The sequence below is a fragment of the Pseudomonas sp. ef1 genome (assembly GCF_007293365.2).
Lineage (GTDB): Bacteria > Pseudomonadota > Gammaproteobacteria > Pseudomonadales > Pseudomonadaceae > Aquipseudomonas > Aquipseudomonas siliginis.
Window position 1 is genome coordinate 3,675,860 of sequence record NZ_CM129815.1, and the last position, 26,925, is coordinate 3,702,784.

The window sequence follows — 26,925 nt, forward strand, 5'->3', positions numbered from 1 at the left end:
CCCTCCGCGCTTCGTATGGAATGGGAGGGCGATCTGCGATCAGGCCCTGGCGTTAGCGAGGCGCCGTGCGGCGTCGGTCAGCAAATGTTCCGTTGCGTCAAAGCCGAGGCAGCCATCGGTGATCGATACGCCGTAGCGTAGAGAGGTGCTCAGCGGCTGGCAGCCTTCGAACAGATGAGATTCCAGCATCGCGCCGATCAGCGAGTGGTTGCCACGCAGGCGTTGTTCAAGCACCTCGTTGAAGACGGCTGGCTGGCGCAGGGGATCCTTGCCGCTATTGGCATGGCTGCAATCGACCATGATCCGGCTGGGGATCTTCAGTCGGCTGAGTTCGGCGCTGATGTTGGCTACGCTGGTTGCATCGTAGTTCGGCCCTTGATGGCCACCGCGCAGCACAATGTGGGTGTCAGCGTTGCCGGCTGTCTGCACGATCGCTGGATGCCCTTGGCTGTCCACGCCGAAGTGCCGATGCGGATGGGCTGCCGAGCGCATGGCGTCGACAGCAATGGCGGCGCCGCCGTCGGTGCCGTTCTTTAAGCCCACGGGCATGTTCAAGCCACTGGCCATTTCGCGGTGGATCTGCGACTCGGTGGTGCGGGCTCCAATGGCCACCCAGCTCAGCAGGTCATCAAAGTAGCTGGCGGCCATGGGTTGCAGGAGTTCGGTAGCGACCGGTAGTCCAAGCTGGATCATTTCCAGCATCAGTTCGCGCGACAGCGTCAGGCCGGTAGCCATGTCGTCAGTGCCGTCCAAATGCGGATCGTAGGCCAGACCTTTCCAGCCAACTGTCGTACGCGGCTTTTCAACGTACGCCCGCATCACCAGCAGCATTTCACCGCTGACTTCCTCGGCCAGTCGAGCAAGTTTGCTGGCGTACTCAATCGCTGATTGCGGGTCATGGATAGAGCAGGGGCCAACGATGACCAGCAGGCGTGGGTCTTCACCGTCAAGGATGGCGCGCACCGCCTGGCGATGAGTGTTGACCTGTTGATGCAGGGAATGGCTGAGCGGCAATTGCTGTTTGAGCTGCAACGAGCTGGGCAGACGCAGGGTCAGCGCTTCGTTGGCAGAATCGATTGTGGACAGCGGCAAAGCGGAAACTGAAGAGTTCATGTTCGGTCTTCCTGGGCGGATGGCGGGTCTTTCCCGCGCAATCGGCCCTACTGGGGTGTTCGACAAATGGCCGTACTGGCTAGGCATGTGTGTTTGCCACCTGTGGGTGACCGATCGGAGGCGGCAGGCTGTCCCGAGCGGAGGCTGGTAAATCGCCAGGCGCTAAAGCTGTCGTAACGGTAATAAGTGGCGTAGTTCATGGTGTAATCCTCGAAATGTGGTGTGTCGCTGAAAGTGATGGGCCTGAAAAAACAAAACCCCCGGTCGGGAGGCCGACCGGGGGTTGAGAAATCTCTGGTAGGCGACCCGTTATCATGGGCGCCGTTTGGGTATCAGGCGCGCCAGTGGCTAAACCAATACCCAAAATAAAAGTTGTCTGGAGCGCAGGCGTCGTTCACCCGGGCAGCCGCTATCGAGCGCGACGCGCTGGCGATGCAAGACTGTGAAGGGGCGTTGAACATGGTCTGTCTCCGATGAATGCGCCGAGCTTACTCGACGCTGATACGCGTCAGCAATCAGAAAATGCTATTGCCCGCCGCTCGAAACGCCTATCACTGGCAAACCATGCGGGTGAAGGGCAACTTTGCAGTCATGGAGAAAGCTGAATGAGTTATCGAATCCGGCATGCCACCCGTGATGATCTTGCTTTTGCGCGGGATCTGACCTGTCGCAACATGCTGCGCTATTACATTGACCACGACCTGTTGTGGCAGGACGAGGCGTTCGACGCAGGCTGGCAGTATCGTGACAACTGGATGATCCTCCAGGATGAACTGGCGATCGGTTTTTTCAGTCTGAGCCAGGATGCGCGGGCGCTGTACATACGCGAATTGCAGATTGATCATCTCTGGCAAGGGCAGGGCGCCGGTTCCTGGGCCATTGGTCAAGTTACCGAAATGGCTCGTCAGGCAAGACGACCGGCACTGCGACTGACAGTGTTTGACAATAACCCGGCACAAGAACTGTATGCGCGCAAAGGACTGCGCATGGTGGGCAGGGATGAGTGTTTCCTCAGGATGCAACTCGATTTGAGTACAGCTGTGCTCTGAAACCCACGGCCGGCAAGCCCTGAATGATGAATTGAAACTTTTTAAATGCGGCTTTCCGCTAGGTCTGTCTGGCACTTTTTGCTAAGGTGTCCGGCATCCCAATAAGACCATATCGCGAGGTGTCTGCTTGATTAGGGTGCTAGTGGTCGACGACCATGATCTCGTTCGCACAGGCATTACACGAATGCTGGCCGATATCGACGGCCTGCAGGTGGTGGGTCAGGCCGAGTCAGGTGAAGAGTCCCTGATCAAGGCCCGTGAGTTGAAGCCTGACGTAGTGCTCATGGACGTCAAGATGCCCGGCATCGGCGGCCTCGAAGCCACACGGAAACTGCTGCGCAGCCACCCGGACATCAAGGTGGTTGCCGTTACGGTGTGCGAGGAAGACCCTTTCCCGACGCGTTTGCTGCAGGCCGGCGCCGCCGGTTACCTGACCAAGGGCGCGGGTCTGCCGGAAATGGTTCAGGCCATTCGTCTGGTCTTCGCCGGGCAGCGTTACATCAGTCCGCAGATCGCTCAGCAGTTGGCAATCAAATCATTCCAGCCCACCAATGATTCGCCGTTCGATGCGTTGTCCGAGCGGGAAATCCAGATTGCGTTGATGATTGTCGGTTGCCAGAAGGTCCAGATCATTTCCGACAAGTTGTGCCTGTCGCCGAAAACCGTGAATACCTACCGCTATCGCATTTTCGAGAAGCTTTCGATCAGCAGCGACGTCGAGTTGACACTGCTCGCGGTGCGTCACGGCATGGTGGATGCCAGCGCCTGACCATGACCGAGACATTTGATTCCAGTGCTTTCCTGTCGACCGTCAGCGGTCGGCCCGGCGTCTATCGCATGTTCGACAGCGAAGCGCGCCTGCTCTATGTCGGCAAAGCGAAAAACCTGAAGAAACGTCTGGCGAGCTACTTTCGCAAGACCGGGCTGGCGCCGAAGACGGCCGCACTGGTCGGCCGTATCGCTCAGGTCGAGACGACCATCACCGCCAACGAAACCGAAGCGCTGCTGCTGGAGCAGACGCTGATCAAGGAGTGGCGCCCGCCGTACAACATCCTGCTGCGCGACGATAAATCCTATCCGTACGTGTTTCTCTCCGACGGGCAGTTTCCGCGCCTGAGCATCCATCGAGGGGCAAAAAAGGCCAAGGGCAAGTATTTCGGCCCATATCCGAGTGCCGGTGCCATACGCGAAAGCCTGAGCATCCTGCAAAAAACCTTTTTCGTTCGCCAGTGCGAAGACAGCTATTACAGGAACCGCACCCGTCCGTGCCTGCAATACCAGATCAAACGCTGCAAGGCGCCGTGCGTGGGGTTGGTCGAGCCTGACGTCTACGCCGAAGACGTGCGCCACTCGGTGATGTTCCTCGAAGGTCGCAGCCATGCGCTGACCAACGAGCTGTCCACGGCGATGGAAGAGGCAGCGATCAATCTCGAGTTCGAGCGCGCGGCCGAATTGCGTGACCAGATCGGATTGCTGCGCCGGGTACAGGACCAGCAGAGCATGGAAGGCGGAACCGGCGATATCGACGTGATTGCCGCATTCGTCAACCCCGGCGGCGCCTGTGTTCACCTGATCAGCGTGCGCGGCGGGCGAGTGCTGGGCAGCAAGAATTTTTTCCCGCAGGTCGGCATCGAGGAAAACGTTTCCGAAGTCATGGCGGCGTTTCTCGGCCAGTACTACATCAGCAGCCCCGAGCGCGATTTGCCGAGCGAACTGATCGTGAATGTGGTTCACGAAGATTTTCCAGCGCTGATCGAAGGGATTCATACCTTGCGCGGCCGCGAATTGGCCATCAGTCACCGGGTGCGCGGTACCCGTGCGCGCTGGCAGCAACTGGCCGTGACCAACGCTGAGCAAGCGTTGGGCGCGCGTCTGGCCAACCGTCAGCACACCGCCGCGCGATTCGACGCGCTGGCCGAAGTGCTGAATCTGGATGAGCCGCCGCAACGTTTGGAATGCTACGACATCAGTCATTCCAGCGGCGAAGCGACGGTTGCCTCCTGCGTGGTGTTCGGGCCGGAAGGCGCGATCAAGTCGGATTACCGCCGCTACAACATCGAAGGCGTCACTGCCGGCGACGATTATGCGGCCATGCACCAGGCGCTGACCCGCAGGTTCAGCAAACTCAAGGACGGAGAGGGCAAGTTGCCGGACATCCTGCTGGTTGACGGTGGCAAGGGCCAATTGTCGATGGCCCGCGATGTGCTCAACGAACTGGCCGTGCCGGATCTGATCCTGTTGGGCGTCGCCAAAGGCGCCACGCGCAAGGCCGGTTTCGAAACGTTGTATCTGAATGATGCAGCGCACGAGTTCACCTTGCGCGGCGATTCGCCCGCGTTGCACCTGATTCAGCAGATCCGCGATGAGGCACACCGCTTTGCAATTACGGGGCATCGCGCCCGTCGCGGCAAGACCCGCCGAACCTCGACGCTTGAGGGTGTCGCAGGGGTAGGGCCGACGCGCCGCCGTGACCTATTGAAACATTTTGGTGGATTGCAGGAGCTGTCTCGTGCAAGCATCGAAGAGATCGCCAAAGCCCCGGGGATCAGTAAAAAGCTCGCTGAGTCGATTTATGCGAACCTGCATAGTGAGTAGAATGCCCCTTCACCTCGTAGCCAGTTGTGCCGATGAATATCCCTAATCTGATTACCGTTCTACGCGTCCTGCTCATCCCGATCTTCATATTGCTGTTCTATCTGCCTTACCAATGGAGTTACATGGCCTCCGCTTCGGTTTTTGCCTTTGCGGCTGCAACCGACTGGCTCGATGGTTATCTGGCGCGCCGATTGGAGCAAAGCACACCGTTCGGGGCGTTTCTCGATCCGGTCGCCGACAAGCTGATGGTCGCTGTTGCCCTGGTCTTGCTGGTGCAGGAACACGGCAATCTCTGGCTCACGCTGCCCGCAGCAGTCATCATCGGTCGCGAGATCGTGATTTCGGCGCTGCGCGAATGGATGGCCGAACTCGGCGCCCGGGCACAGGTTGCCGTTTCCAATCTCGGCAAATGGAAAACAGCGGCGCAAATGCTCGCGCTGGTGATTCTGCTGGCTCATCCAAAGGCATTGAGCTTCTGGGTCGTGCTCGGTTATACACTGCTGATCGTCTCGGCAGGGCTGACCCTGTGGTCGATGGTTCAATACCTTCGCGCCGCCTGGCCGCACCTGAAGACCGATGTCGAAAAGAAATAAAAGTTTTTTGAATCAAGGGGTTGACGGGGCTTCTTAATTCTATAGAATGCGCCACACCAAGCGGGAATAGCTCAGTTGGTAGAGCACGACCTTGCCAAGGTCGGGGTCGCGAGTTCGAGTCTCGTTTCCCGCTCCAATTTGTACAGTGTTTGTTGTTGCGCTACTGACAGCAAATACTTTGAGGCCGAGTAGCAAAATGGTTATGCAGTGGATTGCAAATCCACCTACGCCGGTTCGATTCCGACCTCGGCCTCCACTATCAAACGCCCCGTAGATCAATGATCTACGGGGCTTTTTGTTGCTTGTGAAAAAGTGCGGTATTCCGCATCGTTTACGCAGGGTCACTCAGTCAGACACGCTCCGGTCTGGATGTGGCTGGCACCTTCCACCGTCAGATTCGAGAAAAAGATGCAGCCAATAAGGCGTGCGAATAACGTCAGTGTGTCCGCAAGATCCGGGTTATCAAACAGAACGGCCCTTGAATCCAGAGCACAGAGGGCACCCCAGAGTCTTCCGTCCGGCAGGAAAACAGGCGCGCCTGCGTAGCTTTCAATTGAATACTGCTTCACCACAGGACGTGACGAAAGTCGTCCATCCTTGCTGATTTGTGGAAGGAAGAGGGCTTGAGGATTTCGTCGAAACTCACTGCAGAGCGTAGTTTCCAGATCCAGCGTATCGCCGACGTTTATTCCCAGTTCAATCGGATCGTATGCCGAACAGACGATCCATTCCGTTTCCGTGAATTTTGCGATTCCGGCAAAGCGTGTACCGGTCAGACGGGTGACAAGCTGCAGGATATTGGTGGTCGCTTCGATCTCGGCGATCGCCGAGCGCTCCTCTTGGCTTAAAGACGCTTTTAGAACGGTGTCACTCATTTGCATGGAATCAAATCTCCTGATTGCTTGTACATCCCTGAGCTCTGCTCTGGTGACGTTCTGTGAGGCGTGATCGTGGTTGAAGGGGGCGTGCTGATACCCTTTGGAATATTGATTTCGGCGCCAACCTTTAGCGTAGACATCCCGTCCAGACTTGGGTTGCCTGCTCATAATCTCAATCGATGAAACATCTGTCACCCGTGCAGCCAAGGTGATGGTGAGCATCTGAATCTTTTGAGTTTATCGCCACAATTTCCAGTCTGGTTGCTGCGATTTGCCAGTTACCTCGGCCTCTACTTCAAGCAAACTCCGTAGCTCCCTGATTTCTGAGGCTTTTTGATTTTCTGCGGTCAGCGATATTTAGTTCTCAAATCGCGCACTCCAAACTTGCTTCACCGGGACGTGATGTATATATTCCCCGCTCGGCTTTTCAAGCGGTCATCCTGTGAGGATCCAACCGCAAGGCTGAACAGAGCAATACCGCGCTACCGCCCGAATGGCGAAACTGGTAGACGCATGGGACTTAAAATCCCCCGCTCGTAAGGGCGTGCCGGTTCGATTCCGGCTTCGGGCACCATCTTAAATCAAGGGTTTGCGGGCGAAAGCTGATGCAAACCCTTGTTTGTTTCTGGTCCGCTATTTTGAACTTGGTCCGCAATTCACTTGGTAGGCATGACCTTTTTGCCTTTTCGATTGCGGATGTACTGCTCGGTCATAACCACCGTCGTATGCCCAAGTTGATCTCTGGCTTGCAAGATATCGCCACTGGATTCAGCCTTATGGTCAGTACCAATGGAAGCCAGAAGAAGAGGGTGCAGCCGATTGCGCACTTGGTGATCATGGCGACAGCTCCAATTCTGCTGGCGCTGTTGCGGCCAGGGTTTGGACGGCCAAGGCGTACACGTCCGGGGGCTGCTTGTCGAAGGCCGGCAGATGTTCAGTTTCGATCCAGGTACCGCGCACGGCGCCCTTTGCCAGCCATGCCGGTTTGCTTCCCGGTGCCTGCGTCCACGCGCTAACGCCGATGCCGTGGCTGGCGATCTGTTTGGCGGTGATGAAGCCTTGGCGCCGGAGCTGGGCCAGCACCTTCAACGCTGACTCTTTCCACGGTGTCAGGCGCACAGGGGATGGCACGCCAGCCGGCACCTGGCAGCGCTCAGGCGGGTTCCAGTCGAACATGTACCAGTCGTAGAAAGGCTTGTGCCCGCTTACCTCCAGCAGAGAATGGTCGAGGCTGAAGGTCAGGCAGTTTCCTTGTCGGGTCCAGCTCTGTCTCGGCACCATCACTCTGACGCCGAGGTGTTCCAGCATCTTCACGATGCCTTTGCTGGCATCGGTGATTTTGCTCACGATCACCAGCCGATAATCTGGGCCGGCGCGCCCGTAAAGGTCGTCGCCGCGACAGGGCAGGATCTGGTCGGCAACTTTGGCGTTCAACTGCATCTTGGCCTCGACGCCGAGGGGAGTGCATTCGGGTGGTGTCGGGGGAGGATGACTAAATCGCTAAAGGAACCAGCGAGCTTGGCCGATACGTCTTGGCATCAATGCCAAATAATTGAGATCTGGAGATCTGAATGTTTCTGAGTAAAGTTCGCAGTGCGACAGCCATCGCGGTGATTGCCCTCGCTTATGCTGTCCCAGCTTCGGCTACCACCGACGTTGTCGCAGACCACAACACTGCGGTTATGGCTGTCGCATCCACCCAGGCGTGCGCAAAGAAACATCCAGAAGCAGGTATCACTCTAGAAAAATTCCTGACGGAGCAGAAAGAGGGCATGACTGACGAGATGGCGAAACACATCCGTGATGTTGCTACAAATCCTCGGTACGAAATGGAAGTGAAGCAGTCGACTGAATTTTTCAATTCCAAAGGCGGCCAGGATTTGCTGGAAAGCCTCTGCGGTGGATTGATTACTGCTAAGTAATTGCCTCGCTTTCTTACTTTGCTGAGAGCGATGCCTGATGCATGTCGGCGGTTACAGGCCGCTGTCTTTCCGCATCGGGGTGTGATCTGGCCGGGGCTCAACCGGCATTCGGCCGAAGGGGTAGCCCTGAAGGCGACCGGTTGGCACATCCGCTGCCCGAGACTTAGCCTCAGATCACACCCTGATGCGCTCTCATAGAGAGGATCGGGCAGCAGCCTTGCAATCAGCCGCCGTCATTCGATGGCCGTCTTCGCACTCAACTACGCGCACGCCGCTAGTGAGTCGACGTTCAGCGTTGAGCCTGTTCGCCTCTCGGATGCAGGCGTTCAAGTCGGCGTCGGCGAAGACCTGCCGCTCTCCGCGCAGGGTGATGTGGATGATTTTGTTCATTGTCTTGCCCTCGGTTGTTTTCCCAATGCCCCCGTCACCAGGTGCATCACTGAAAAATCCCGTGTTTCTCCGCACCTGCTTACCAGGTCATTCACTCAGTTCGGTCAACACCTCGTCCGCCGTCGCAGTGGGCTGCGCGTGGGCAGGCTTTCGGGCCTGTCGGATCGCCGGTCGCCGGTAGAGGCAAGTGCCGTTTTGTTCATCGGTTTACTGACCTCCCACCGATGGAGCCGGGAGTGACCTAACCGGACTGGCCGGGTAGTGGTTCATGGCGCGGGTTTTTAAAGAGCGGCGGGTCTGTCGACCCTGGCGCCGGATTGCTTTGGCGTTGAGGCAGGCTACAACAAAAATTGTAATGTGCAGGCGTGAGTTGTAATTATTTTTGCAGTTATGCATGGGAGGATTTCCTGCAGGCGTAAAAAAGCCCGCGCTTGGCGGGCTTTGTAGGGCACTAGATTATTTTGCGCGAGAGGCCCATCGGGTATGTGTCCAGTAAGTAGATCGGCTTAGGCCGGGCGCTTTCGAATACTCGGCCCCGTTCTTCAGTTCGATCTCCATTCGGTCATCGCGCATTTGTACAACCGTCCACGAGGTATTTTGACTGATATCCATCTGCTCAAAGCATAATCCGCGCGTGACCATAACGGCGCTCAACGCATAATCGCCATGTGTGTAGCTGGAATAAGCTCGATCAAAATCGTCAGGAGTGATGCAGCCGAAAGCCTCTATGTCGAGATGAATTAGATCTTTCGCCTTCAGCTTATAGGCGACAGATTTTTGCTGAACAGGAACCGCTGAGCTAGCGGAGGTCTCGCGGTAGACGAATGCACAAAGGGTCACGCAAACCAGGAAGGCACACAGAATCACTGTCCAGTGAGTGCCTAAAATTTTCAGAAGAGGTTTCTCGTCGGGCCGCGAGTGGCAAACACCACCCTCCACTGCCTGCGAAGGAACATCAGCACCGCAGTGCTTACACTTGATGGCCTCGGCTTTGATCGTTTCTGCGCAATAGGGGCAGGCTTTTACCGCTTCTTCCATGTTGAAGCCTCTGAATTCAATTCGCGCGGGAGTACATCGCCCACCAAAAAACATGTCCAAGAATCGCTATCTGCTGCTCCTGGATCTGCTCGAAGGTGTAGTTCTCGTCCGGATGTTCGTCGTGGTTGAAGCTGCGAAGCTTGATGCCCGTCGGAGTCCGGTAAACCTGCTTCACACGAAGCTGACCCTTATGGTTCACCGCATACATCTCGCCATCGACGATATCGCCGAGCGAGTTTTTGCCCATGTTGACGCCCACTGTGGCGCCATCCCGCAGCACCGGCATCATGCTGTTGCCGCTCACCGTCACGCACTTGGCGTTGCTGAATTGAACGCCGTTGTTGCGTAAATCCTTCTTGAAGAAGCGAAGCCTTGCACTGTCGCTTTCTTCTATCGCGAATCGCCCAGTGCCCGCCGCCAGTTCGACTTCCTTGAGGAAGGGGACGTAGACCTCGTCGTCGCCAGGTGGCGTCTCGTCATCCCACGTTTCGATTGAGCCCAATGAAGTGTCGGCAGTGCGGCTCTGACTTTCGAGCGGGCCAGCCTCGCCCATCAGATAGGCGACCGAAACTCCAAGCACGTCGCTCAGCATTTTGATCTTCGGGTTTCTCGGGACAGTTCGCCCGGATTCCCAGGCTTGGACGGATTGCGGGCTCACATCGAGCTTTCGCGCCAGCTCGGACTGATTTAGCCCAGCAGCCTCTCGGGCCGCAGCGATTCGGGAGGAGGTAATAGTCATGGCAGCGAGAATACAACTCGAACTTGTAGCTAGCACTGCAATTATAAATTGTAGTTTCGATTTGAAACCTGTAACTTTGCGTTGTAATTACCAGTTTAACGAGGACGCTATGGAACAGAACGCACATCGGGAGGTGGTTCTGATGCGCACAAAGCTATCACCTAGCAGAATGGATGCAAGTCTTGAGGTCGTGCGTGTTGGTGATGTTCTAACCGTGAATGGTGAAGTCTTCAATTTTAAAACGTGGGCGAAGGCGACACGTTGCCTAGTGCCGCGATCAAATCGTCATGGTTTGCAGGCGATGTCAGCCGCGTCGACGGGGAGCTTGAGCTTACTCTGATCCTTCCGCTCCCGATCAATTACAGCCCAGAGCAGGCATTCCCGTCGCCGCTTGAGGATGTGCGTGACGGCCCGATTCCCCTACCCATGCCTCTGCCAGAGCCTGGAGAACAAGCATGAACATCGACTGGACTCAACTGATTACCAAGGCCATGAAGGACGCCGCCATTCAGGCCGCTGAATTGGCAACCGCGAAGGGACTGCTCGCCTCACGAAATGCACAGGCGATTGCCCAGATCTCGCGAATTCAAGACCGCATCGATACGATCAATTTCGGCATTGATATCGGTGAAGCCGCGGCAGAAGACGAGGCCGAGCAGGCCGCACTGACGTTGAACCTGAAAGCGTGGAAGAGCTATAAGTTTGCACTGGGCAAGGTCACTGTCAGCCGACCTGGTATCAGGCGCCGATATGGCCGATCGAACCGCCCATCCCGGAAATCATTGCTGCGCCGCTGCTGAGTGAGTCAAATGAGCTCTGAACGGATCGAATGCCGATACACGAAATGAGCGAATTTGGGTGCGTTAATAAACGCTGCTCATTAATCAGATGAAGTTTATGCTGGTCCTGCGGAGCGCCGGCGTACTCGCCGACGCCCCTTAAGGGACACCGTTCACGGACTAAGCAAGTACAGGCTCCCGAGTGCCGGCTTTGGAAGCTAGATATCTTTTGGACTTCTCAATGCCTCGCTTCCGGAGTGGCGTTTCGATAAGTCGGTAGTTCAGCTCAGCGAAGACTGCGATTAGGATAATAGCGGTTACGCAAAATCTAATATTGTAATGAGAGTTGAACTCGAATCCTGCCCCTTCAATTCGCGACCAGATTTCTCTGGTCAGCCAAAATGACGGGTTGTGAACAAGATATATTGCGAAAGATCGCGCGCCGACATATGCCAAGATACTTCTGATTTTCCCCTCTGGGAATAAGTATCCGCCTTGATATGATCCCAGCCAGACGGTGATCGTGCAGAGCAAAGTAACCATTGTGAAAACGAAGGGAATTACGCCTCCATTAGACGGAGTCACCAAAATCGCGCCTATCAAGGCGCTTGATTCTGGCGCGGGACTTAAAATCCCCCGCTCGTAAGTGCGTGCCGGTTCGATTCCGGCTTCGGGCACCATAAATATCAAGGGCTTGCATGATATATGTCATGCAAGCCCTTATTTTTTGTGCCGTGGAAATGTTTTCCACGCTCCTGACTGGCCATTGCGTCGCCGTCTGGTGCCTGAAATTCCACTCCTTTCTTCAGCGTCGACTGCATCCATCAGCGAGTAAGTGTTTCCGGCGCTACCACCCATACGCTACAGGGCATTTTGTACAACAAATGCTCGACCGTGCTGCCAACCAGTCGGCCTATTCCTCGATGAGTGACGCGGCCCATTACGATCACATCAATGTCGTAAGCATCGGCATAGCTGGAAAGCACCTTCGCGGGATCGCCCACAATCATGTGCTGGTTTTCTGCCGGAATGTTGTTGCGTGCAGCCAGCGCCTGGAAAGCTTCGCCTTGGGCGTCGAACAGTTTCTTGGCTGCGCTGGAAGAAAAGATCGCGGACGCGTTATTGAAGCCGAATTCGGCAGCGCTGATCGATGACAGGTCATGGGCATAAATCACGTCCAGGCTGCCATTGCAGACACTGGCCAGTCTTGCTGCTTCGCGCAGGATGCGATCGTTGAGGCCCTGGTATTGGCCCTCACGATGGAAAGGGTCGACCGCCGCGACGATTCGGCGTGGCAGAGCGTTTTGAGCGTGGCTGACAAAATGCAGCGGCACCGGGCATTCGCGCAACAGGTGGATATCCAGCGGCGTGAACATCAGCCGCGACAGAAGTGATTCGTGCTCCAGAGCCTTTATAAGGGCGGCCATCGGCTGTTCCTTCAAATGGATAAGGATCTCCTTCAAAGGATTGTCCACCCAGACGACCTCGGTGGTGACGGTCACCCCGATCTTGCGCAGCGGCCGGGCCTGGTCTTCGAGCCATTGATGATGGCGTTCGACATAGCCCAGACGCATCTGCTCCAGGGCTTGCTCGTTGACCATTCCTGCGGTCGCCAGGCCCTCCAGATAATCAAACGCGACAATATGCAGTGCGGCATCAGACGCTTTGGCCAGTGCGGCGGCGCGGTCGAACGCCGGACTGTTTTTCATCAGCGGCGACACGACCAGCATGAAACGCGATTGCTCAGACATGACAGAACTCCCGAGGTAGTCACCCAAGCATTGCGCTGCATGCCTGGAGTGAGTAGTGGCGCATGCGCTTATCCTGGAGCAAGTCAGCAGGGCGGGGTTGATATTTATCAACCAGACATCAGCGCGTGGTCGTGAGCGGATGTACGGTCGAGCAAGACCACTGATCCTCGGATAGTTGACCATTATCAACTACGACCCTGTCGCCGCGGCTCAAGCTCTGCTCTGCACTCACCTGTCGGCGGAGGGAAAGTCATCATGGCCACCATGAAAGCGGCAATATTCATTGAAAAAAACCGCATCGTGCTCGATGACAAGCCGATTCCCGAGGTCGGGCCGCTGGATGCGTTGATCCGCGTGACCACCACCACCATTTGCGGCACCGACGTACATATCCTGCGCGGCGAATACCCTGTGGCAAGAGGACTGATCATCGGCCACGAACCGGTCGGCATCATTGAGCGATTGGGCTCGCAAGTACGCGGTTTTATCGAAGGGCAGCGAGTGATCGCCGGTGCCATCACCCCCAGCGGGCACAGTTACGCGTGCCTGTGTGGCTGCGGCTCGCAGGACGGCCCGGACACCCGGCACGGCTTCAAGGCCATTGGCGGCTGGAAGTTTGGCAACACGATCGACGGTTGCCAGGCCGAGTACGTGTTGGTGCCGGATGCACAGGCCAACCTGTGCCCGATCCCTGATGAGTTGAGCGATGAACAGGTGCTGATGTGCCCGGACATCATGTCCACCGGGTTCTCGGGGGCCGAGCGGGGCGAGATCGCCATCGGCGACGCTGTCGCAGTATTTGCATTGGGTCCCATCGGCCTCTGCGCCGTGGCCGGAGCGCGCCTGAAGGGCGCCACCACGATTATCGGTGTCGACGCGGTGCCCGAACGCATGGCCATGGCGCGCCAACTGGGCGCGACCCATACCGTCAATTTCAAGGACGGCAATGTGGTGGAGCAGATCATGGCGTTGACCGATGGCCGTGGCGTGGATGTGTCCATCGAAGCACTGGGCACCCAAGGCACGTTCGAGTCGGCATTGCGTGTGCTGCGCCCGGGCGGGCGCTTGTCCAGCCTCGGGGTGTATTCCAGCGATCTGCACATCCCGCTCGGCGCGTTTGCCGCCGGACTGGGCGATTACAGCATCGTTTCCACCCTGTGCCCCGGCGGCAAGGAGCGCATGCGGCGCCTGATGGCGGTGGTGCAGAGCGGCGCCGTCGATCTGTCACCGCTGGTGACTCACCGTTTCAGACTGGACGACATCGAGCAGGCGTATGAGTTGTTCGCTCATCAACGCGACGGGGTCATGAAAGTCGCAATCACTCCTTGAAAGCACCTTGGCGTGCCGCTGAAACCGGGGTTTGCATGAACATCAACATCGCTGAAAAACACGCTCCCCATGGCTGGGTCGTGCACATGGATGACTGGGATGTGGGCTTCAGGAGCCTCAAGGCTGCGCAGGAGTTTGTCGAGGTGCTTGAGGCCCGTATCAACGCTCCTCATGAGTGGCCGAATGCGTTTGCCCAGCCGTTGCCAGCGAGGCCGGCAACGGCTCGCCGCATCAGCGCAAGTGCTGAATGCTCGCCATAAGCCAAGTGCAGAGCAGGGTGCGCAAACCCTGCGGGACGCTACCCATCATGAATGAGGTTTTTGATCTGTCCGGCGCCGCTGCGGCGTTGGGGATCGGCATGCTCATCGGTCTTGAGCGTGAACGGCACAAGGGCACTGGCGATGCGCGACACTGCGCCGGCTTGCGCACGTTCGCCATTACCGCGCTGTTGGGGTATGTCGCGCTACAGGTCGGCGGTGGCCTGCTGCTGGGGATTGTCGCCGGCTGTGTCACGTTGCTGACCAGCGTTGCGTACTGGCGTAGTCAAAGCGACGACCCTGGGCTGACCAGCGAGGTGGCGTTGATCACCGTGCTGATCCTGGGCGCGTTGTGCGCAACCGCGCCGGCGCTGGCCATTGCCCTTGGCGTGGTGATCGCGGGCCTTTTGGCCTATCGCCAGACGCTGCATCACTTTGCCAACAGCCAGTTGTCCGACGCGGAAATGCGTGATGGCCTGATCTTGCTGATCGCCGCGCTGGTAATACTGCCATTGGCACCGGACCGATATATCGGCCCGTACGCCGCGATCAATCTGCGCACCATTTGTACCGTGACGGTGTTGCTGATGCTGGTCGGCGCGTTTGGCCACATTGCCGTGCGCGCGTTGGGCTCGCGCTATGGCTACGTCATCAGCGCGATTGCATCCGGCTTCGCCTCCAGTACCGTGACGATCGCGACCATGGGCCAACGCCTTGCCCATGAGCCGGGCAACATCCGCATCCTCAGCGCCGCTGCGATTTTCTCCAATCTGGCAACGGTGATACAGGTCGGACTGATCCTCATGATGGTTGATCCGAATCTGCTGAACAGTGTATGGACGCCACTGCTTTTCGGCCTGATCGCTACGTTGTTGTACGGCGCCTGCCTGATGTTTCCCGACCCCACGCGAGGGAGCCGCAGCAAACCGGTCGATACGGTAGGGGCGTTCAATCTGAAACTCGCGGTCATCGTGACATTGACGCTTACCGGCATCACATTCGTCTCCTCGGCCATGCTCAGCCACTTTGGTCAGGCAGGCTTGTGGCTTACCGCAATGCTTTCGGGCTTTGCCGATGCGCACTCTGCCACAGCGTCCATCGCAAGCCTGGCCAAGGCGGGCCAGGTGCCTTATGACTCGACAGTCGTGCCAGCGCTGATTGCCGTCAGCAGTAACTCGTTGAGCAAATGCGTGGTGGCGTGGGTCAGCGGCGGCAGGCGTTTCGCTGCCTGCGTGATCCCGGGCCAGGTATTGCTGACCTTGGCCATGTGGGCGGGCACTGTGCTGTTTTGAGCGCAATCGGTGCTCTTGCTGACAAAGATCAAGCTGCCAGTGGCCACAGCATTCACCCTGAAGACTGTTTCTCCTGGCTGGCCGCATGCCGAGGTATCCCATGTCACAGATTCCGCGTTTACTGTTGATCGCTCCCTGCGCCATGGAGCACACGCCTGCGTTCGAGCGCGCGGCTGCGCTGGCCCAGGCCATGCAGTTGCCGCTGCACATCGTGGCCTTCGACTACTTGCAGGCGCTGGCAGTGGCAGGGCTGTTTGCCCCCGAGCAGATCCGCCTCGCCCGCGATGGTTATCTGCGCACTCACCGGCAGTGGCTCGCAGAGCAGGCTTCAGTGCTGGCGAGGCATCAGATCATGGTCACCAGCGAGGTGATGTGGGTCCAGGATCCCTTCGCCGAGATCCTGCAGTTCATCAACGAGATGCCGTTGCTATTGATCATCAAGGATGTGCAGCACGAGTCCGTGCTGGAGCGTATTTTCTACACCCCGCTGGACTGGCAACTGTTACGCGATTGCCCGGTGCCGGTGCATCTGGTGACCGACGACACCCATCCGCGCCCACGCCGTGTGCTGGCCATTGTCGATGTCTTGCGCAGCGAAGAGCAGGACTGCCTGTTCAACGATCAAATCATCGATGCCGCCGCCCAACTGGCCGTGCAGTGCGATGCCAGTCTTGATGTGGTGCATGTTTACGACTGGACGGCGGTTTACGCCACGGACATGGGGTTCGGCGCACTGCCATTGGCCACCGGGATCCATGAAACGCTGGGCACTGCGCAGCATGAGGCATTTACGGCCCTGGCCGAGCGCCACGGCGTCCCGGCCTCATGCCGGCACTTCATTGAGGGCGCACCGGTGCGCAGTATCTGCGAGTTCGCCATCAACAAGCAGATCGACGTCATTGTCATGGGCACAGTGCAGCACCACGGCTTGAGCAAGTTGTTAGGCGCCACCGCCGAACAGCTGCTGCATCGGGCACCTTGCAGTGTGTTGGCGATCAAGCCGCAACCCACACTGCAATCCTGAAACACGATCGCCCCGAGGTGAATCGTTGGCCGACTCACCTCGGGGCGATTCATTTACAGGTCAAGACGATGAATGACCTGGCGTGCGTCGTCAGGATCATTGTGGGTCTCGAAGCCCAGGCTTTTGGCCAGATCGCGCATCGCCGCGTTACTGGCGGCATCGACCGAGTACATCTGGCGGAATCCGTTGTGGCGGGCTGCCTTGATCAAGTGTTCCATCAGCAACGTGCCCAAGCCCAAGTGCTGCCATTCATCGGCGACCGTCACCGCGCACTCGCATTGATGTCCGCCTGTGCCGGCATAGCGGCTGATGCCGATTTCGATCAACTTGCCGTTCTCGTGAACCAGTGCAATGAAGGCGGTGCGCTGTTTGTTATCGGTGTCCATCAACTGGTCGAGCAGAGCGGTGCCGGGTTCGCCGATCTGGGCGAGAAAACGCATGTGCCTGGATTCGGGGGACAGGCGCTTGATGAAGTCGTATTCGCGCAGGCGATCCTTCTCCGTGAGCGGCCGGATCAATACATGGCGGCCGTCCTTGAGCGCCTCAATCCAGTATTGACCGGAAACCGCCGCATAAGCGGCCACGGCCTGATCGTTGTGGTCTTTGACGGTGAGCATGATCATTCTCCATCCGGTTCGAAAGGCTGGTGGACGGTGAAAAAGCGTCCGCTTGCCTTCCTTCTACGCGGTTGCTCACGGCGACATCTGATCTACATCAGACGCCTCTTTCATTGACCCTGGCTTGATGTAAATCAACGCCGGGCAAGGGCGAGCGGGCGCAGTCTTGAAGCCTGCCGGCCCATCGCGCCGGTGCCGAGCGGAGGTGTGTGATGGGCCAATATGAACGTCTGTTGCTGGTCGCCGACCAGACGCTGCATCAATCGGCGGCGATGCTGCGTGCCATCGCGCTGGCCAAGGCGAGCGGGGCGGCGCTGGATGTGCGGGCCTTCGTCGATCCGGTGCCGATCACCCATCTGTGGGAGGAAAAAATCGATGACGTGGATGCTCAGCGCTATCAGCGGCGCTACCGTCGCTGGGTGGCCGATGAGCTCGAGCAGCTCAGCAACCAGGGGCTGGACGGCACCGTTGATGTGGTCTTTTCCAGCCATCCGCTGCTGGACATCCTCAAGACCGTCCATGTGCTCAAGCCCGACCTGTTGATCAAGGATGTGCGACTGGAACCGGCGCTCAAGCGCGTGTTCATCACGCCGCTCGATTGTCACCTGCTGCGTGAGTGTCCGATCCCCGTGCATCTGGTCAATCAGATTCGCTATGCGTTGCCGCATCGTGTCGTCGCGGCCGTTGACCCGTTTGATCCAGATACCCAAATCAATGGCTTGAACGACGTCATCATACGATCGGCGAACGCTTTGGCGTTGCAATGCGACGTGCCGTTACACCTGCTCTGCGCCTACGATTTGTCCGCCGCTTTCAACGGCGATGCACCAATGATCAACGGTGGCTGGAACGAAGATCTGGCGAACGAGCTGCGTCAGACACTGCATCAGGCTTTTGTCGCCCTTGCCGATCGTCACGGTGTGCCACCTGAGCGTCGACACTTCGTCATGGGCCATCCAGTGCAGGTCATCAATGAGTTTGTCGAGCAGTACCTGGCCGACGTGGTGGTGATGGGCACGGTTCATCGAGTGGGCATCGAACGCGTGATCGGCAGCACCACCGAGCGCGCCTTGTATTCGGTGCCGGGGAGCATTCTGGCGGTGAGGAAAGAGCCTGTGCGGTGAGCATGATCGCAGCGTAGCGAGCCAGCCTGTTCGCTGGCCCGCTAGGGGATTGCATAGATCTTGAAAAGCTTCCTGGCCGCATCGCCGGCGCCGCCCAGATGTTTGTCGAATGCCTGTTCAATTTCGCCGGATCGGTACATTTCACTCAGCGCCGTGTCGACCAGCAGACGGAAATCCTCATCCTCTCGATCCACTGCCATCGCCGTCGGTGCGTACTCGAAAATCCGCTCCAGCAGCACCAGGTTGCCCGATGGATAATTTCTGGTCAGCAGATGCTTGAGCAGCATGCGTTCAGCGAAAAACGCATCGGCTTTGCCATTGGCAACCAGATTCAGACCGGCTTCTGCGTTCTCTACGGTGACCAGCGTGGCGACCACACCCAGCAATCGCATCTGCTGTTGTATCCACGTCTCGGTGACCCCGCCGGCGATGGCGGCATACGTCTGGTTGGCCAGACCACGGTTCACCGTGGCTCGCCACGTTGGCCCGGTATGGGCCACTCTGCCATTCAGCACATTGAGCAAGGTTTCGGAAGCATCCTGGCGCACCACGGCCGAGAGCCCGGCGGTGTAAATCGGCACCGAGTAGCTGACGACCCTGCGCCGCGCCAGCGTGGGTGGGGTCGGCGTACAAAGAATGTCGATCCTGCCGGAACTGACGGCGCTCATCTCGTCGTTGAGCGAGACCGGTTGGTACTGGATTTTCAACGCCGGCAGATTCAGATCGATCCTGACCTTCTCGGCTATTTTCAGGCAGAGATCGATGGCATAACCGCTGGCTTTATCGGCGGCCTGATCACTGAACGGCATGAAGTCAGGCACGTAGCCAAGGGTGATCGCTTGACTGGCCCGGATGCGCTCCAGCGTGTTGCCATGAGCGATTACCGGTAGCAGCGCAATCAGGCAGACGAGCAGCAGGTGGTGGGCTCTGATCAGTTTCACGTTCATGCGCGCGGTTCCTCGAATTCAGATATCTGTGCTGTACCGAAGACTTCGATCAAGGGTTATCAGGCCGGGGGCCGACAGGCGCAGGGGCAGCGACAAAACGTTTGGCGAGGAAACCGTAAAGCAGGTAGCCGAACACCAGGACCAGGATGCCGCCGAACACCGCGTCCTTGCCGCAGGCATACAGCGCATACAACGAATAGGCCACGGCAACCACTAACAGCAGGGAATTGCGCGTGTATACGGCGGCGCTGACTCTGGCTTTGTACATCATGACCAGCAGCCCGGTGGCTGCCGTCACGTAGGGAATCAGGTTGGTCACCGCGGCGAGGCTGACGAGTTTTCCAAACTGCGCACTCGCGTTCGGCGAAATGGTCGACAGCGCCATCAAGGTCTGCAGGACGCCGCAGACCAGCATCCCGACGATGGGGGCGTTGCGTGCGCTGACCTTGCAGAACAGTTTTGGAAACATGCCCTGATCAGCGGTCACCTTGGCCGTTTGCGCCAACGTGAACTGCCAGCCCAGCAGCGAGCCAACACAGGCCATTACCGCGAGCGCCATGATGATGTTGCCGACCAGGGGATTGAACATGTGTGCATAAACGAGCGCGAAAGGAGCAGATGAGTTGGTCAGTTCGGCGTTGGGAATAATGCCCTGAATGACCGTCGTCGAGAGCACATAGACCACCGCGGCGCCCAATGTCCCGAACAGACAGGCCAGCGGTACGGTGCGCTTGGGGTTTTCCACCGCATCTGAGGCCTGGGCTGCCGACTCCATGCCGAGAAACGCCCAGAGTGTCAGGGGAATCGCTTTGCTGATGGCCTCGGATATCGGCAGTTGATTCGGGTTCCAGGCGGCGATGATCAGATCGGGTTTGAACCAGAACCAACCGATGATGCTCAAGCCCGCTACAGGAATGATCACCCCCCACACCGTAACCGCACCAATCCTGCCGGTGATGCCTGGGCCGCCGAAATTCGCCACGGTGGTCAGCCAGAGCAGGCCGACCGTTCCAACGAATAAAGGAATGGCGCCGCTTCCCAGCCAAGGCATGAACGACGTCATGTAGCCCACTGCGGAAATGGCCACCGCCACGTTGGCGATGGCCAGCGACAGGAAGTACAGGTAAGAGCACAGAAAAAAGCCTGACTTTGCATGCGCCTCTTCGGTGTAGGCGGATAACCCGCCAGAGCGCAGGCAGAAGATGCCGCACTGGGAAAAGCAATACGCGATGGCCATCGAGCCGACAGCGGTGACGATCCATGACAGCAATGAAACAGCCCCGAGTTGGGCCATGCTCGTCGGCAACATGATGATGCCTGAGCCCATCATGTTCACCGTCACCAGTGTGGTGAGCCCCATGAGGCTCATTTTCTTGCTTGAGTCGGCCATCGGAGTTCCCTCGATTTGCGCAACGCATCACCGCTCAGCCGACGCACAAGGTTTCGCCGGCATCGGCAGTACGCAGCTTTTCAAGCGACGTTCAACGGTTAGAAAGACAGGTGATTTCAAGTGCATCGAAACAGCGCGCCCATCGCTTCGATATGGCTTGCCCGAGGGATGGCGAAGGCATGGCAGGAACTCATGGACGGGCTCAATGCTGCTGGCGGTTGCAGCCCGACACCATCTGCTTGAGGCCGTCCATGTTGCGGATTTTTACGTCGCGCGCGGTGATTTCCACCAGGCCCTGATCGCGCAAGTGGGCAATGCCGCGGCAAATGGTTTCCAGACGCAGCCCAAGGTAGGAGCCGATTTCTTCGCGGCGCATTTTCAGCACGAACTCTTTCGAGGAATAGCCTCGGGAGCTGAGGCGTTGTGAAAGGTTGAGCAGGAAAGCCGCGAGGCGCTCATCTGAGTTCATGTTGCCCATGAGCATCAACATGCTGTGATCGCGCACGATTTCCCGGCTCAGCAACTTGTTGAGGTTGTGCTGCAGCGATGGCAGGCTTTGCGCGAGTTTTTCCAGCTGTGCGAAGTGAATCGGACAGACTTCGCTGTCTTCCAGCGCATACGCAGTACACGCGTGTTGATCGATGCTGATGGCGTCCAGCCCGAGCATTTCGCCGGGAATATGAAAACCGGTCACTTGCTCGCGGCCATCGACGGAGACCACGCTGGTCTTGAACGAACCTATTCGCACAGCGTACAGAGAGCGCAGCGGGTCCCCGGTCCGGTAGAGAGCGACACCTTTCTTCACCTTGTATCGCTGCACGATCAGCGTATCGAGTCGATCAACCTCCGGGCCAGTCAGACCGAGCGGCAGGCACAATTCAACCACGCTGCAATTGGAACAGGCAGTTTTGAGAATCGGCGGGGAAGAAAGAGCTTCAAGCATGGGAAGGGCACCTCTGGGGGTGTCATAAGCATAGATGTCGTGGCGGCGCACATGCTTTTCATTCGGCCTTCCCGCGTGATAACGGACGGACGGAGTACCCGGATTACCGAGAGATGGGCAACTTCGGCTCTATTGAGCTCCAAGGACGGTGTTCAAATCTGATGTAGGTCAAGTCTTTCGCATTTGCAGGCTCCCAGAATCGGCGGATGACAACATTCATCAGACTTTCGCGGAGCGTGTCATGGGTGATTATCTCGATGCTGAGCAACTGCAAGGGCTGGACGCTTATTGGCGGGCCTCGAACTACCTCGCCGTGGGACAGATCTACCTGAAAGACAACCCGCTGTTGCGCAAGCCATTGACGCTGGCCCATATCAAGCCGCGATTGCTGGGCCATTGGGGGACCACGCCGGGGCTGAATCTGATCTATACCCATCTCAATCGGGTGATCAAGCATTACGATCTGAACATGCTGTTCGTCGCAGGACCCGGGCACGGCGGGCCTGCGGTGGTGGCACAAACCTGGCTGGAAGGGACTTACACCGAGTGCTACCCGGCGGTGGAGCGCAATATCAACGGCCTGCAACGCCTTTTTCGGCAGTTTTCCTGGCCGTACGGGATTTCCAGCCATGTGTCGGCGCAGGTGCCGGGGTCGATCCACGAAGGCGGCGAATTGGGGTATAGCCTGGCCCATGCCTACGGGGCGGCATTCGATAACCCAGATCTGATCGTCGCCTGCGTGATTGGTGACGGCGAGGCCGAAACCGGCACACTGGCCGCCAGCTGGCATTCCAACAAGTTTCTCGATCCGGCGCGTGACGGCGCGGTGCTGCCGATCCTGCATCTGAACGGCTACAAGATCGCCAATCCGACCATTCTGTCCTGCATCAGCGAGGACGAACTGTCGGCCTTGATGTATGGCTATGGCTACGATCCTTACTTTGTCGAAGGCGACGAGCCGCAGCGGGTGCATCAAGACCTGGCCCGTACTCTGGACACCATCATCGGCAAGATCCGCGACATCCAGTATCAGGCGCGTCAGGCTTCGGCCTCTGTTGAACGGCCGTTATGGCCCATGCTGATATTGCGCACCCCCAAAGGCTGGACCGGTCCCAAATTTGTCGACGGTCATCGCGTCGAGGGTACATGGCGCGCCCACCAAGTGCCCTTGGCGGATTTCCGCAACGCGCTGCACGTGCGGCAGCTGGAGGACTGGATGCACAGCTACCGTCCAGACGAACTGTTTGACGACAGCGGCGCTTTGCTCCCGGAACTGGCCGCGCTGGCTCCCACCGGCCGGCGCCGCATGAGTGCCAACCCCCACGGCAACGGCGGCCTGCTGTTGCAGCCGCTCGATCTGCCGCGCTTTACCGGTCATGGCGTGAATCTGCCGGCACCGGGTGCCTTGCGCGCCGAAGCTACCCGAGTGCTGGGTACGTACTTGCGCGACGTAATGAAGGGCAACCTGCAGTCGGGCAATTTTCGCTTGTTCGGCCCTGACGAAACCGCCTCCAATCGACTGGACGCAGTGTACGAGGTCACCGCCAAGGCCTGGATGGAGCCTTTGCAGAAGGAGGATGTCAACCTGGCGCCTGACGGCCGAGTGATGGAGATTCTCAGCGAGCAAGTGTGTGAAGGTTGGCTTGAGGGTTATCTGCTGACCGGCCGCCATGGCTTGCTGTCGTGCTATGAGGCCTTTATCCATATTGTCGATTCCATGGTCAGTCAGCATGCCAAATGGCTGAAGACGGCCGCCGAGGTACCTTGGCGCGAACCCATTGCATCGTTGAATTTTCTGCTCACATCACACGTCTGGCGCCAGGATCACAACGGTTTTTCTCATCAGGATCCGGGCTTTATCGATCTGCTGGCGAACAAAAAATCCGCCATCGTGCGCATTTACCTGCCGCCGGATGCCAACTGTTTGCTGTCCGTGGTTGACCACTGCCTGAACAGCCGTAACTACATCAATGTCGTCGTCGCCGGCAAACAACCGGAATGGCAATGGCTGGACATCGATGCGGCGGTGCGTCATTGCCATGCCGGGATTGGCCGGTGGGAATGGGCCAGCCACGACGATGAGCAACCTGAAGTGGTCATGGCCTGCGCCGGCGACGTGCCGACCCTGGAAACCCTGGCGGCGGTGACGCTGTTGCGCAGCCATGTCCCGGACTTGCGGGTGAGAGTGGTCAATGTGGTGGATCTGATGGTGCTGCAGCCTGGATCGCAGCACCCTCACGGCCTGTCCGACAGCGCGTTCGATGAACTTTTTACCATCGACCGGCCGGTGATCTTCGCCTTCCACGGATATCCTGCGTTGATTCATCGACTGCTGTACAAACGCACCAATCACGACAATTTTCATGTGCGTGGCTTCAAGGAGGAGGGCGCCACCACCACCCCGTTCGACATGGCGGTCATCAATAACCTGGACCGCTACCAATTGGCACTGGATGTGATCGAGCGCGTTCCCAGGTTCCATGAGCAGGTGGAGACCGCGAGGGCGCGTTATTGGTCAATGATGGAAAAACACAAGCTGTACCTCATCGAGCATGGCGAAGATCTGCCCGAAGTGCGGAACTGGCAGTGGACACCCGCCGTTGTCCACTGAGTGATGACTTGCTCTTCCAGCATGTCTGCATTTCGCGGAACAAGATCACGACGGTGGTCGTGATTCTCCAGTGCCAGGCGGGGATGAAAGCCGGTGCAAATCGAAGCTTCAGTCACGCCAGCAACAAATGGTCTTCCACTTTCGTCACGCCAGGTACCGACCACGCCGCCCGTTCTGCAATCTGGCGCTCTCGCCACAGATGAACGCGGCCTTCGAGCGTTACGACATCGCCGTCGACTTTGACCCGAATCTTGTGCGCGTGTAATTCGGCGTTGCGTTTGAGCGCCGCCTCGATACGCTCCTGAATATCGAAGACGTCAACCCGAGGGCGCAGCACCAGACGATTGTTCACGCCAGTGACTCCCGACAGCTTGCGGACCGAACGTTCCACGGTTTCCTTCTGGTATTGCCAGTCCACTTCACCTTCCAGCGTGACGCGCCCGTGTTGCACAGTAATTTTCAGATCGCCTTCGGGAACGTCAGAGCTCCACTGGATGATTCTCAAGGCACGTTCGGCGATGGTGTCGTCCGCGGTTCCGCCGTTGTTCTTGAGTTTGACCTCGATTTCCTGTGCCAGCGCGCGCACACCCTTGACGCTTTTTACTACCCGCTCTGCACTGACTTTCTGTGCAAGGGTATTGACGTGCCCGGAGAGGGTGACCACACCGTTATCCACACTGACACCAATGTTGGCGGCATTGATGTCTGGCTGGAATTCGAGTTCCTCCAGGATGGTTTTACGCAAGTCCAAATCGCTCATGACGGCGTTCTCTCTTTTGGGTGACGGTCCACGCCGGCGAATGCCGCGCACTGTTTTTTCTACGCCTGAATGGCGTAGATACATTGCGATAGATCAACTGCTTCCGTTTGCTCAACCCTTTGTTCAATGCCGTCATTGGTTGACAAATATCAGAGTGGGCAACGGGCAGCGCCTGATACTCGGATCATCGATTCAGCAACGCTGCGAGCAACCAAGGGGAAAACCATGAACACGCGTTTGTCCATCATCCTGCTGAGTATCCTGGTGGCTACAACCTCCGGTTGCAGCCACCACCATCGCCATGCCCAGGAGATGGATGCGCGACTTGAGTCTGCCGAAGACAACGCGGCAACGGCGCGTTTGCGGGCTGACGAAGCGATGTTGAAAGCCGAACAGGCGCAGCGTGCTGCCGATGAAGCCAATGAGCGCGCCAGGCGAATGGTCGAAAAGGCAACAGGCAAGTAGTCGGCGATCTATCAAACCGGACACGGACGTCGAGCTGGCCCCCGGCCGGCAAAGCATTGCCAGGAAAACACGTGATGTTCAGGCTCAAACGAATTCTGTTGATCGCACCTGCCGAAATGACCCGCACCCCGGCGTTTGATCGCGCCCAGGCACTTGCTAGGGCCAGTGGCGCGTTGCTGCACATCGTAGCGTTCGATCATGTCCAGTCCTTGGCGTTGGCCGGTCTGTTCGATCACGACGCCATGGCGCAAGCGCGTGAAGGCTATTTGCAGATGCATCGCCAGTGGCTGGAGCAGCAGGCCCGGTTTCAGCGTGGCGCCGGCGTGCAAGTCAGCACCGAAGTGGTCTGGGCCAGGGCCACGCCGGCGCATGTACTTGAGTACATCAATGACTTTCATGTCGATCTGGTGATCAAGGACGCTCACCATGTTTCAGCGCTCAATCAAACGTTTCACCAGCCGTTGGACTGGCTATTGGTACGAGATTGTCCCGCCTGCCTGCATCTGGTCACCGAGGCCGCACATCCGAAACCCTTGAAGATACTGGCGGCCATTGACCTGTCGCATCTCGAGGATCTGACCCAAGGGCTCAACGACCGGATACTTGGAGTTGCATCGACATTGGCAGCGAAATGCGATGCCTCGCTGCACTTGTTGAATGTGAGCAACTGGTCAGTGGTGGGTGATGCGGCGATGAGCGTGCCGAACTTGGGTCTGGATCACAGTTTGCGCGATGCGATCAACGACACTCAGCAGGAAGCCTTCGATACGCTGGCCGAGCGCTATGGTCTCGATGAAGAGCATAGCCACTTGCTCTCGGGTGTCCCGTACCGGGTGATCGAAGACTTCGCCCGGCAGAACGCGTTCGACCTGCTGGTGCTCGGCATCTGTCACCATCAAGCGCTGGACGGCTTCATCGGCGGCACGGCCGAATGCCTGATGAACCGAGCTCCTTGCAGCTTGTTGATGGTCAAGGCAATCCCTGTCACAGCCTGTCCGGTCATCGCAGCAGTTGATGATAATCGGTTGGGGGTAATCAATCAGTGACTGCGCCCGCCGTGTGCGTAATGCCATTGTTGCCAGGCGTGCCGATATTTCTCATCGGCGCGTTTCCTCGCTTCGCTGAACTTGTGCATGGTGTCTGGAGAAAACGGCTCTTCAAGGACGGCATAGGCCTGTTCGCTGAGCCGATCGGCTTCGTGAAACAGTGCGCCACTGTCATCGATTGCGTCGCGGACATTGGCGGTTGTGATGGCTGGATCATTGATGACCATATCTTGAACCTCGCAAAGCAAGAATGAGGGTGGGTTGCGGACCTGT

The 26,925-nt window shown here is 57.9% G+C and carries 26 protein-coding genes, 3 tRNA genes and 2 pseudogenes; 17 read left to right on the forward strand and 14 right to left on the reverse strand.

The genetic code is table 11. From position 1 onward, the window contains the following. Positions 1 to 39 precede the first annotated feature (39 nt). Entirely contained in the window at positions 40 to 1,113 is a 1,074-nt protein-coding gene (locus FEE99_RS16615; RefSeq protein ID WP_041478735.1) for a 3-deoxy-7-phosphoheptulonate synthase, read from the reverse strand. 605 nt (positions 1,114 to 1,718) lie between these two features. On the opposite strand from FEE99_RS16615, the gene FEE99_RS16620 reads away from it, so the two are divergent. From FEE99_RS16620 to FEE99_RS16645, 6 genes are all read left to right on the forward strand, one after another. Then, positions 1,719 to 2,162, forward strand: a complete 444-nt coding sequence (locus FEE99_RS16620) for a GNAT family N-acetyltransferase (RefSeq protein ID WP_041478736.1) — start codon at positions 1,719 to 1,721, stop codon at positions 2,160 to 2,162. Positions 2,163 to 2,289: 127 nt separating this feature from the next. Beyond that, a complete protein-coding gene (gacA, locus tag FEE99_RS16625; protein ID WP_024012761.1) occupies positions 2,290 to 2,931 on the forward strand; it encodes a response regulator transcription factor GacA in 642 nt (213 codons plus the stop codon). Between the two features lie 2 nt (positions 2,932 to 2,933). Beyond that, positions 2,934 to 4,757 carry an excinuclease ABC subunit UvrC gene (gene uvrC / locus FEE99_RS16630; protein ID WP_041478737.1) on the forward strand — a complete coding sequence of 608 codons (1,824 nt, stop codon included), beginning with the start codon at positions 2,934 to 2,936 and terminating at the stop codon, positions 4,755 to 4,757. Positions 4,758 to 4,789: 32 nt separating this feature from the next. Further along, positions 4,790 to 5,350 carry a CDP-diacylglycerol--glycerol-3-phosphate 3-phosphatidyltransferase gene (gene pgsA, locus FEE99_RS16635; RefSeq protein WP_041478738.1) on the forward strand — a complete coding sequence of 187 codons (561 nt, stop codon included), beginning with the start codon at positions 4,790 to 4,792 and terminating at the stop codon, positions 5,348 to 5,350. Positions 5,351 to 5,410: 60 nt separating this feature from the next. Further along, positions 5,411 to 5,486: transfer RNA gene (locus FEE99_RS16640), tRNA-Gly, on the forward strand. Between the two features lie 46 nt (positions 5,487 to 5,532). After that, positions 5,533 to 5,606: transfer RNA gene (locus FEE99_RS16645), tRNA-Cys, on the forward strand. A gap of 85 nt (positions 5,607 to 5,691) precedes the next feature. On the opposite strand, the gene FEE99_RS16650 is transcribed toward FEE99_RS16645, so the two are convergent. Next, positions 5,692 to 6,225 carry a GAF domain-containing protein gene (locus FEE99_RS16650; RefSeq protein WP_167351314.1) on the reverse strand — a complete coding sequence of 178 codons (534 nt, stop codon included), beginning with the start codon at positions 6,223 to 6,225 and terminating at the stop codon, positions 5,692 to 5,694. 490 nt (positions 6,226 to 6,715) lie between these two features. On the opposite strand from FEE99_RS16650, the gene FEE99_RS16655 reads away from it, so the two are divergent. Further along, positions 6,716 to 6,802: transfer RNA gene (locus tag FEE99_RS16655), tRNA-Leu, on the forward strand. 82 nt (positions 6,803 to 6,884) lie between these two features. Here FEE99_RS16655 and FEE99_RS16660 read toward each other — a convergent pair. Then, positions 6,885 to 7,031 (reverse strand): annotated as a pseudogene (locus FEE99_RS16660) (integrase); the annotation flags it as partial. A 31-nt stretch (positions 7,032 to 7,062) separates the two neighbouring features. Next, on the reverse strand, positions 7,063 to 7,668 hold the full coding sequence (locus FEE99_RS16665) for a hypothetical protein (protein ID WP_052392171.1): 606 nt from the start codon (positions 7,666 to 7,668) through the stop codon (positions 7,063 to 7,065). A gap of 131 nt (positions 7,669 to 7,799) precedes the next feature. Here FEE99_RS16665 and FEE99_RS16670 point away from each other — a divergent pair, with 131 nt between their 5' ends. Beyond that, positions 7,800 to 8,150, forward strand: a complete 351-nt coding sequence (locus FEE99_RS16670) for a hypothetical protein (RefSeq protein ID WP_041478739.1) — start codon at positions 7,800 to 7,802, stop codon at positions 8,148 to 8,150. A 192-nt stretch (positions 8,151 to 8,342) separates the two neighbouring features. Here FEE99_RS16670 and FEE99_RS16675 read toward each other — a convergent pair whose 3' ends face one another. The 3 genes from FEE99_RS16675 to FEE99_RS16685 all read right to left on the reverse strand — a co-directional run bounded on the left by FEE99_RS16675 (position 8,343) and on the right by FEE99_RS16685 (position 10,317). Continuing rightward, positions 8,343 to 8,540 carry a hypothetical protein gene (locus FEE99_RS16675; RefSeq protein ID WP_041478740.1) on the reverse strand — a complete coding sequence of 66 codons (198 nt, stop codon included), beginning with the start codon at positions 8,538 to 8,540 and terminating at the stop codon, positions 8,343 to 8,345. A gap of 456 nt (positions 8,541 to 8,996) precedes the next feature. Further along, complete coding sequence (locus FEE99_RS16680) at positions 8,997 to 9,578, reverse strand: hypothetical protein (RefSeq protein ID WP_041478741.1); 582 nt, start codon at positions 9,576 to 9,578, stop codon at positions 8,997 to 8,999. 16 nt (positions 9,579 to 9,594) lie between these two features. Then, positions 9,595 to 10,317, reverse strand: coding sequence for an XRE family transcriptional regulator (locus tag FEE99_RS16685; RefSeq protein ID WP_041478742.1), 723 nt, complete (start codon positions 10,315 to 10,317; stop codon positions 9,595 to 9,597). 455 nt (positions 10,318 to 10,772) lie between these two features. Here FEE99_RS16685 and FEE99_RS16690 point away from each other — a divergent pair. After that, a pseudogene (locus tag FEE99_RS16690) lies at positions 10,773 to 11,137 on the forward strand (phage tail protein). A gap of 783 nt (positions 11,138 to 11,920) precedes the next feature. On the opposite strand, the gene FEE99_RS16695 reads toward FEE99_RS16690, so the two are convergent. After that, a complete protein-coding gene (locus FEE99_RS16695) occupies positions 11,921 to 12,847 on the reverse strand; it encodes a universal stress protein (RefSeq protein WP_041478744.1) in 927 nt (308 codons plus the stop codon). 255 nt (positions 12,848 to 13,102) lie between these two features. Here FEE99_RS16695 and FEE99_RS16700 point away from each other — a divergent pair, with 255 nt between their 5' ends. The 4 genes from FEE99_RS16700 to FEE99_RS16715 all read left to right on the forward strand — a co-directional run bounded on the left by FEE99_RS16700 (position 13,103) and on the right by FEE99_RS16715 (position 16,749). After that, the gene (locus tag FEE99_RS16700; protein WP_041478745.1) at positions 13,103 to 14,176 is read left to right on the forward strand and encodes an NAD(P)-dependent alcohol dehydrogenase; all 1,074 of its coding nucleotides are present in this window, start codon (positions 13,103 to 13,105) and stop codon (positions 14,174 to 14,176) included. Between the two features lie 35 nt (positions 14,177 to 14,211). Further along, positions 14,212 to 14,436: a hypothetical protein gene (locus FEE99_RS16705; RefSeq protein WP_041478746.1), complete on the forward strand. Its 225-nt coding sequence runs from the start codon at positions 14,212 to 14,214 to the stop codon at positions 14,434 to 14,436. Between the two features lie 47 nt (positions 14,437 to 14,483). Further along, on the forward strand, positions 14,484 to 15,725 hold the full coding sequence (locus FEE99_RS16710) for an MgtC/SapB family protein (RefSeq protein ID WP_041478747.1): 1,242 nt from the start codon (positions 14,484 to 14,486) through the stop codon (positions 15,723 to 15,725). A 100-nt stretch (positions 15,726 to 15,825) separates the two neighbouring features. Continuing rightward, positions 15,826 to 16,749 carry a universal stress protein gene (locus tag FEE99_RS16715; protein ID WP_041478748.1) on the forward strand — a complete coding sequence of 308 codons (924 nt, stop codon included), beginning with the start codon at positions 15,826 to 15,828 and terminating at the stop codon, positions 16,747 to 16,749. A gap of 53 nt (positions 16,750 to 16,802) precedes the next feature. Here FEE99_RS16715 and FEE99_RS16720 read toward each other — a convergent pair whose 3' ends face one another. After that, the gene (locus FEE99_RS16720; RefSeq protein WP_041478749.1) at positions 16,803 to 17,366 is read right to left on the reverse strand and encodes a GNAT family N-acetyltransferase; all 564 of its coding nucleotides are present in this window, start codon (positions 17,364 to 17,366) and stop codon (positions 16,803 to 16,805) included. A gap of 212 nt (positions 17,367 to 17,578) precedes the next feature. On the opposite strand from FEE99_RS16720, the gene FEE99_RS16725 reads away from it, so the two are divergent. Next, positions 17,579 to 18,490, forward strand: a complete 912-nt coding sequence (locus FEE99_RS16725) for a universal stress protein (protein ID WP_041478750.1) — start codon at positions 17,579 to 17,581, stop codon at positions 18,488 to 18,490. A gap of 41 nt (positions 18,491 to 18,531) precedes the next feature. Here the strand turns inward: FEE99_RS16725 and FEE99_RS16730 are convergent, their stop codons facing one another. The 3 genes from FEE99_RS16730 to fnr form a co-directional block, all read right to left on the reverse strand. After that, a complete protein-coding gene (locus FEE99_RS16730) occupies positions 18,532 to 19,437 on the reverse strand; it encodes an amino acid ABC transporter substrate-binding protein (RefSeq protein WP_041478751.1) in 906 nt (301 codons plus the stop codon). A gap of 49 nt (positions 19,438 to 19,486) precedes the next feature. Beyond that, a complete protein-coding gene (gene potE / locus FEE99_RS16735; RefSeq protein ID WP_041478752.1) occupies positions 19,487 to 20,827 on the reverse strand; it encodes a putrescine-ornithine antiporter in 1,341 nt (446 codons plus the stop codon). Between the two features lie 202 nt (positions 20,828 to 21,029). Continuing rightward, on the reverse strand, positions 21,030 to 21,770 hold the full coding sequence (gene fnr, locus FEE99_RS16740) for a fumarate/nitrate reduction transcriptional regulator Fnr (RefSeq protein WP_041478753.1): 741 nt from the start codon (positions 21,768 to 21,770) through the stop codon (positions 21,030 to 21,032). A 241-nt stretch (positions 21,771 to 22,011) separates the two neighbouring features. Here fnr and FEE99_RS16745 point away from each other — a divergent pair, with 241 nt between their 5' ends. Further along, a complete protein-coding gene (locus FEE99_RS16745) occupies positions 22,012 to 24,381 on the forward strand; it encodes a phosphoketolase family protein (protein WP_041478754.1) in 2,370 nt (789 codons plus the stop codon). Positions 24,382 to 24,493: 112 nt separating this feature from the next. On the opposite strand, the gene FEE99_RS16750 is transcribed toward FEE99_RS16745, so the two are convergent. Further along, positions 24,494 to 25,141 carry a BON domain-containing protein gene (locus FEE99_RS16750; RefSeq protein WP_041478755.1) on the reverse strand — a complete coding sequence of 216 codons (648 nt, stop codon included), beginning with the start codon at positions 25,139 to 25,141 and terminating at the stop codon, positions 24,494 to 24,496. 225 nt (positions 25,142 to 25,366) lie between these two features. Here FEE99_RS16750 and FEE99_RS16755 point away from each other — a divergent pair, with 225 nt between their 5' ends. Beyond that, on the forward strand, positions 25,367 to 25,606 hold the full coding sequence (locus FEE99_RS16755) for an Lpp/OprI family alanine-zipper lipoprotein (protein WP_041478756.1): 240 nt from the start codon (positions 25,367 to 25,369) through the stop codon (positions 25,604 to 25,606). A 74-nt stretch (positions 25,607 to 25,680) separates the two neighbouring features. Further along, the gene (locus FEE99_RS16760) at positions 25,681 to 26,652 is read left to right on the forward strand and encodes a universal stress protein (RefSeq protein ID WP_052392172.1); all 972 of its coding nucleotides are present in this window, start codon (positions 25,681 to 25,683) and stop codon (positions 26,650 to 26,652) included. On the opposite strand, the gene FEE99_RS16765 is transcribed toward FEE99_RS16760, so the two are convergent. Then, complete coding sequence (locus FEE99_RS16765; RefSeq protein WP_041478757.1) at positions 26,646 to 26,879, reverse strand: hypothetical protein; 234 nt, start codon at positions 26,877 to 26,879, stop codon at positions 26,646 to 26,648. The genes FEE99_RS16760 and FEE99_RS16765 overlap by 7 nt on opposite strands. Positions 26,880 to 26,925: the final 46 nt, after the last annotated feature.

Coding starts and splice junctions, on each gene's coding strand:
- FEE99_RS16615 (WP_041478735.1), bottom strand. CDS start 1,113: ATGAACTCTTCAGTTTCCGCTTTGCCGCTGTCCACAATCGATTCTGCC.
- FEE99_RS16620 (WP_041478736.1), top strand. CDS start 1,719: ATGAGTTATCGAATCCGGCATGCCACCCGTGATGATCTTGCTTTTGCG.
- uvrC (WP_041478737.1), top strand. CDS start 2,934: ATGACCGAGACATTTGATTCCAGTGCTTTCCTGTCGACCGTCAGCGGT.
- pgsA (WP_041478738.1), top strand. CDS start 4,790: ATGAATATCCCTAATCTGATTACCGTTCTACGCGTCCTGCTCATCCCG.
- FEE99_RS16650 (WP_167351314.1), bottom strand. CDS start 6,225: ATGAGTGACACCGTTCTAAAAGCGTCTTTAAGCCAAGAGGAGCGCTCG.
- FEE99_RS16665 (WP_052392171.1), bottom strand. CDS start 7,668: ATGCAGTTGAACGCCAAAGTTGCCGACCAGATCCTGCCCTGTCGCGGC.
- FEE99_RS16670 (WP_041478739.1), top strand. CDS start 7,800: ATGTTTCTGAGTAAAGTTCGCAGTGCGACAGCCATCGCGGTGATTGCC.
- FEE99_RS16675 (WP_041478740.1), bottom strand. CDS start 8,540: ATGAACAAAATCATCCACATCACCCTGCGCGGAGAGCGGCAGGTCTTC.
- FEE99_RS16680 (WP_041478741.1), bottom strand. CDS start 9,578: ATGGAAGAAGCGGTAAAAGCCTGCCCCTATTGCGCAGAAACGATCAAA.
- FEE99_RS16685 (WP_041478742.1), bottom strand. CDS start 10,317: ATGACTATTACCTCCTCCCGAATCGCTGCGGCCCGAGAGGCTGCTGGG.
- FEE99_RS16695 (WP_041478744.1), bottom strand. CDS start 12,847: ATGTCTGAGCAATCGCGTTTCATGCTGGTCGTGTCGCCGCTGATGAAA.
- FEE99_RS16700 (WP_041478745.1), top strand. CDS start 13,103: ATGGCCACCATGAAAGCGGCAATATTCATTGAAAAAAACCGCATCGTG.
- FEE99_RS16705 (WP_041478746.1), top strand. CDS start 14,212: ATGAACATCAACATCGCTGAAAAACACGCTCCCCATGGCTGGGTCGTG.
- FEE99_RS16710 (WP_041478747.1), top strand. CDS start 14,484: ATGAATGAGGTTTTTGATCTGTCCGGCGCCGCTGCGGCGTTGGGGATC.
- FEE99_RS16715 (WP_041478748.1), top strand. CDS start 15,826: ATGTCACAGATTCCGCGTTTACTGTTGATCGCTCCCTGCGCCATGGAG.
- FEE99_RS16720 (WP_041478749.1), bottom strand. CDS start 17,366: ATGCTCACCGTCAAAGACCACAACGATCAGGCCGTGGCCGCTTATGCG.
- FEE99_RS16725 (WP_041478750.1), top strand. CDS start 17,579: ATGGGCCAATATGAACGTCTGTTGCTGGTCGCCGACCAGACGCTGCAT.
- FEE99_RS16730 (WP_041478751.1), bottom strand. CDS start 19,437: ATGAACGTGAAACTGATCAGAGCCCACCACCTGCTGCTCGTCTGCCTG.
- potE (WP_041478752.1), bottom strand. CDS start 20,827: ATGGCCGACTCAAGCAAGAAAATGAGCCTCATGGGGCTCACCACACTG.
- fnr (WP_041478753.1), bottom strand. CDS start 21,770: ATGCTTGAAGCTCTTTCTTCCCCGCCGATTCTCAAAACTGCCTGTTCC.
- FEE99_RS16745 (WP_041478754.1), top strand. CDS start 22,012: ATGGGTGATTATCTCGATGCTGAGCAACTGCAAGGGCTGGACGCTTAT.
- FEE99_RS16750 (WP_041478755.1), bottom strand. CDS start 25,141: ATGAGCGATTTGGACTTGCGTAAAACCATCCTGGAGGAACTCGAATTC.
- FEE99_RS16755 (WP_041478756.1), top strand. CDS start 25,367: ATGAACACGCGTTTGTCCATCATCCTGCTGAGTATCCTGGTGGCTACA.
- FEE99_RS16760 (WP_052392172.1), top strand. CDS start 25,681: ATGTTCAGGCTCAAACGAATTCTGTTGATCGCACCTGCCGAAATGACC.
- FEE99_RS16765 (WP_041478757.1), bottom strand. CDS start 26,879: ATGGTCATCAATGATCCAGCCATCACAACCGCCAATGTCCGCGACGCA.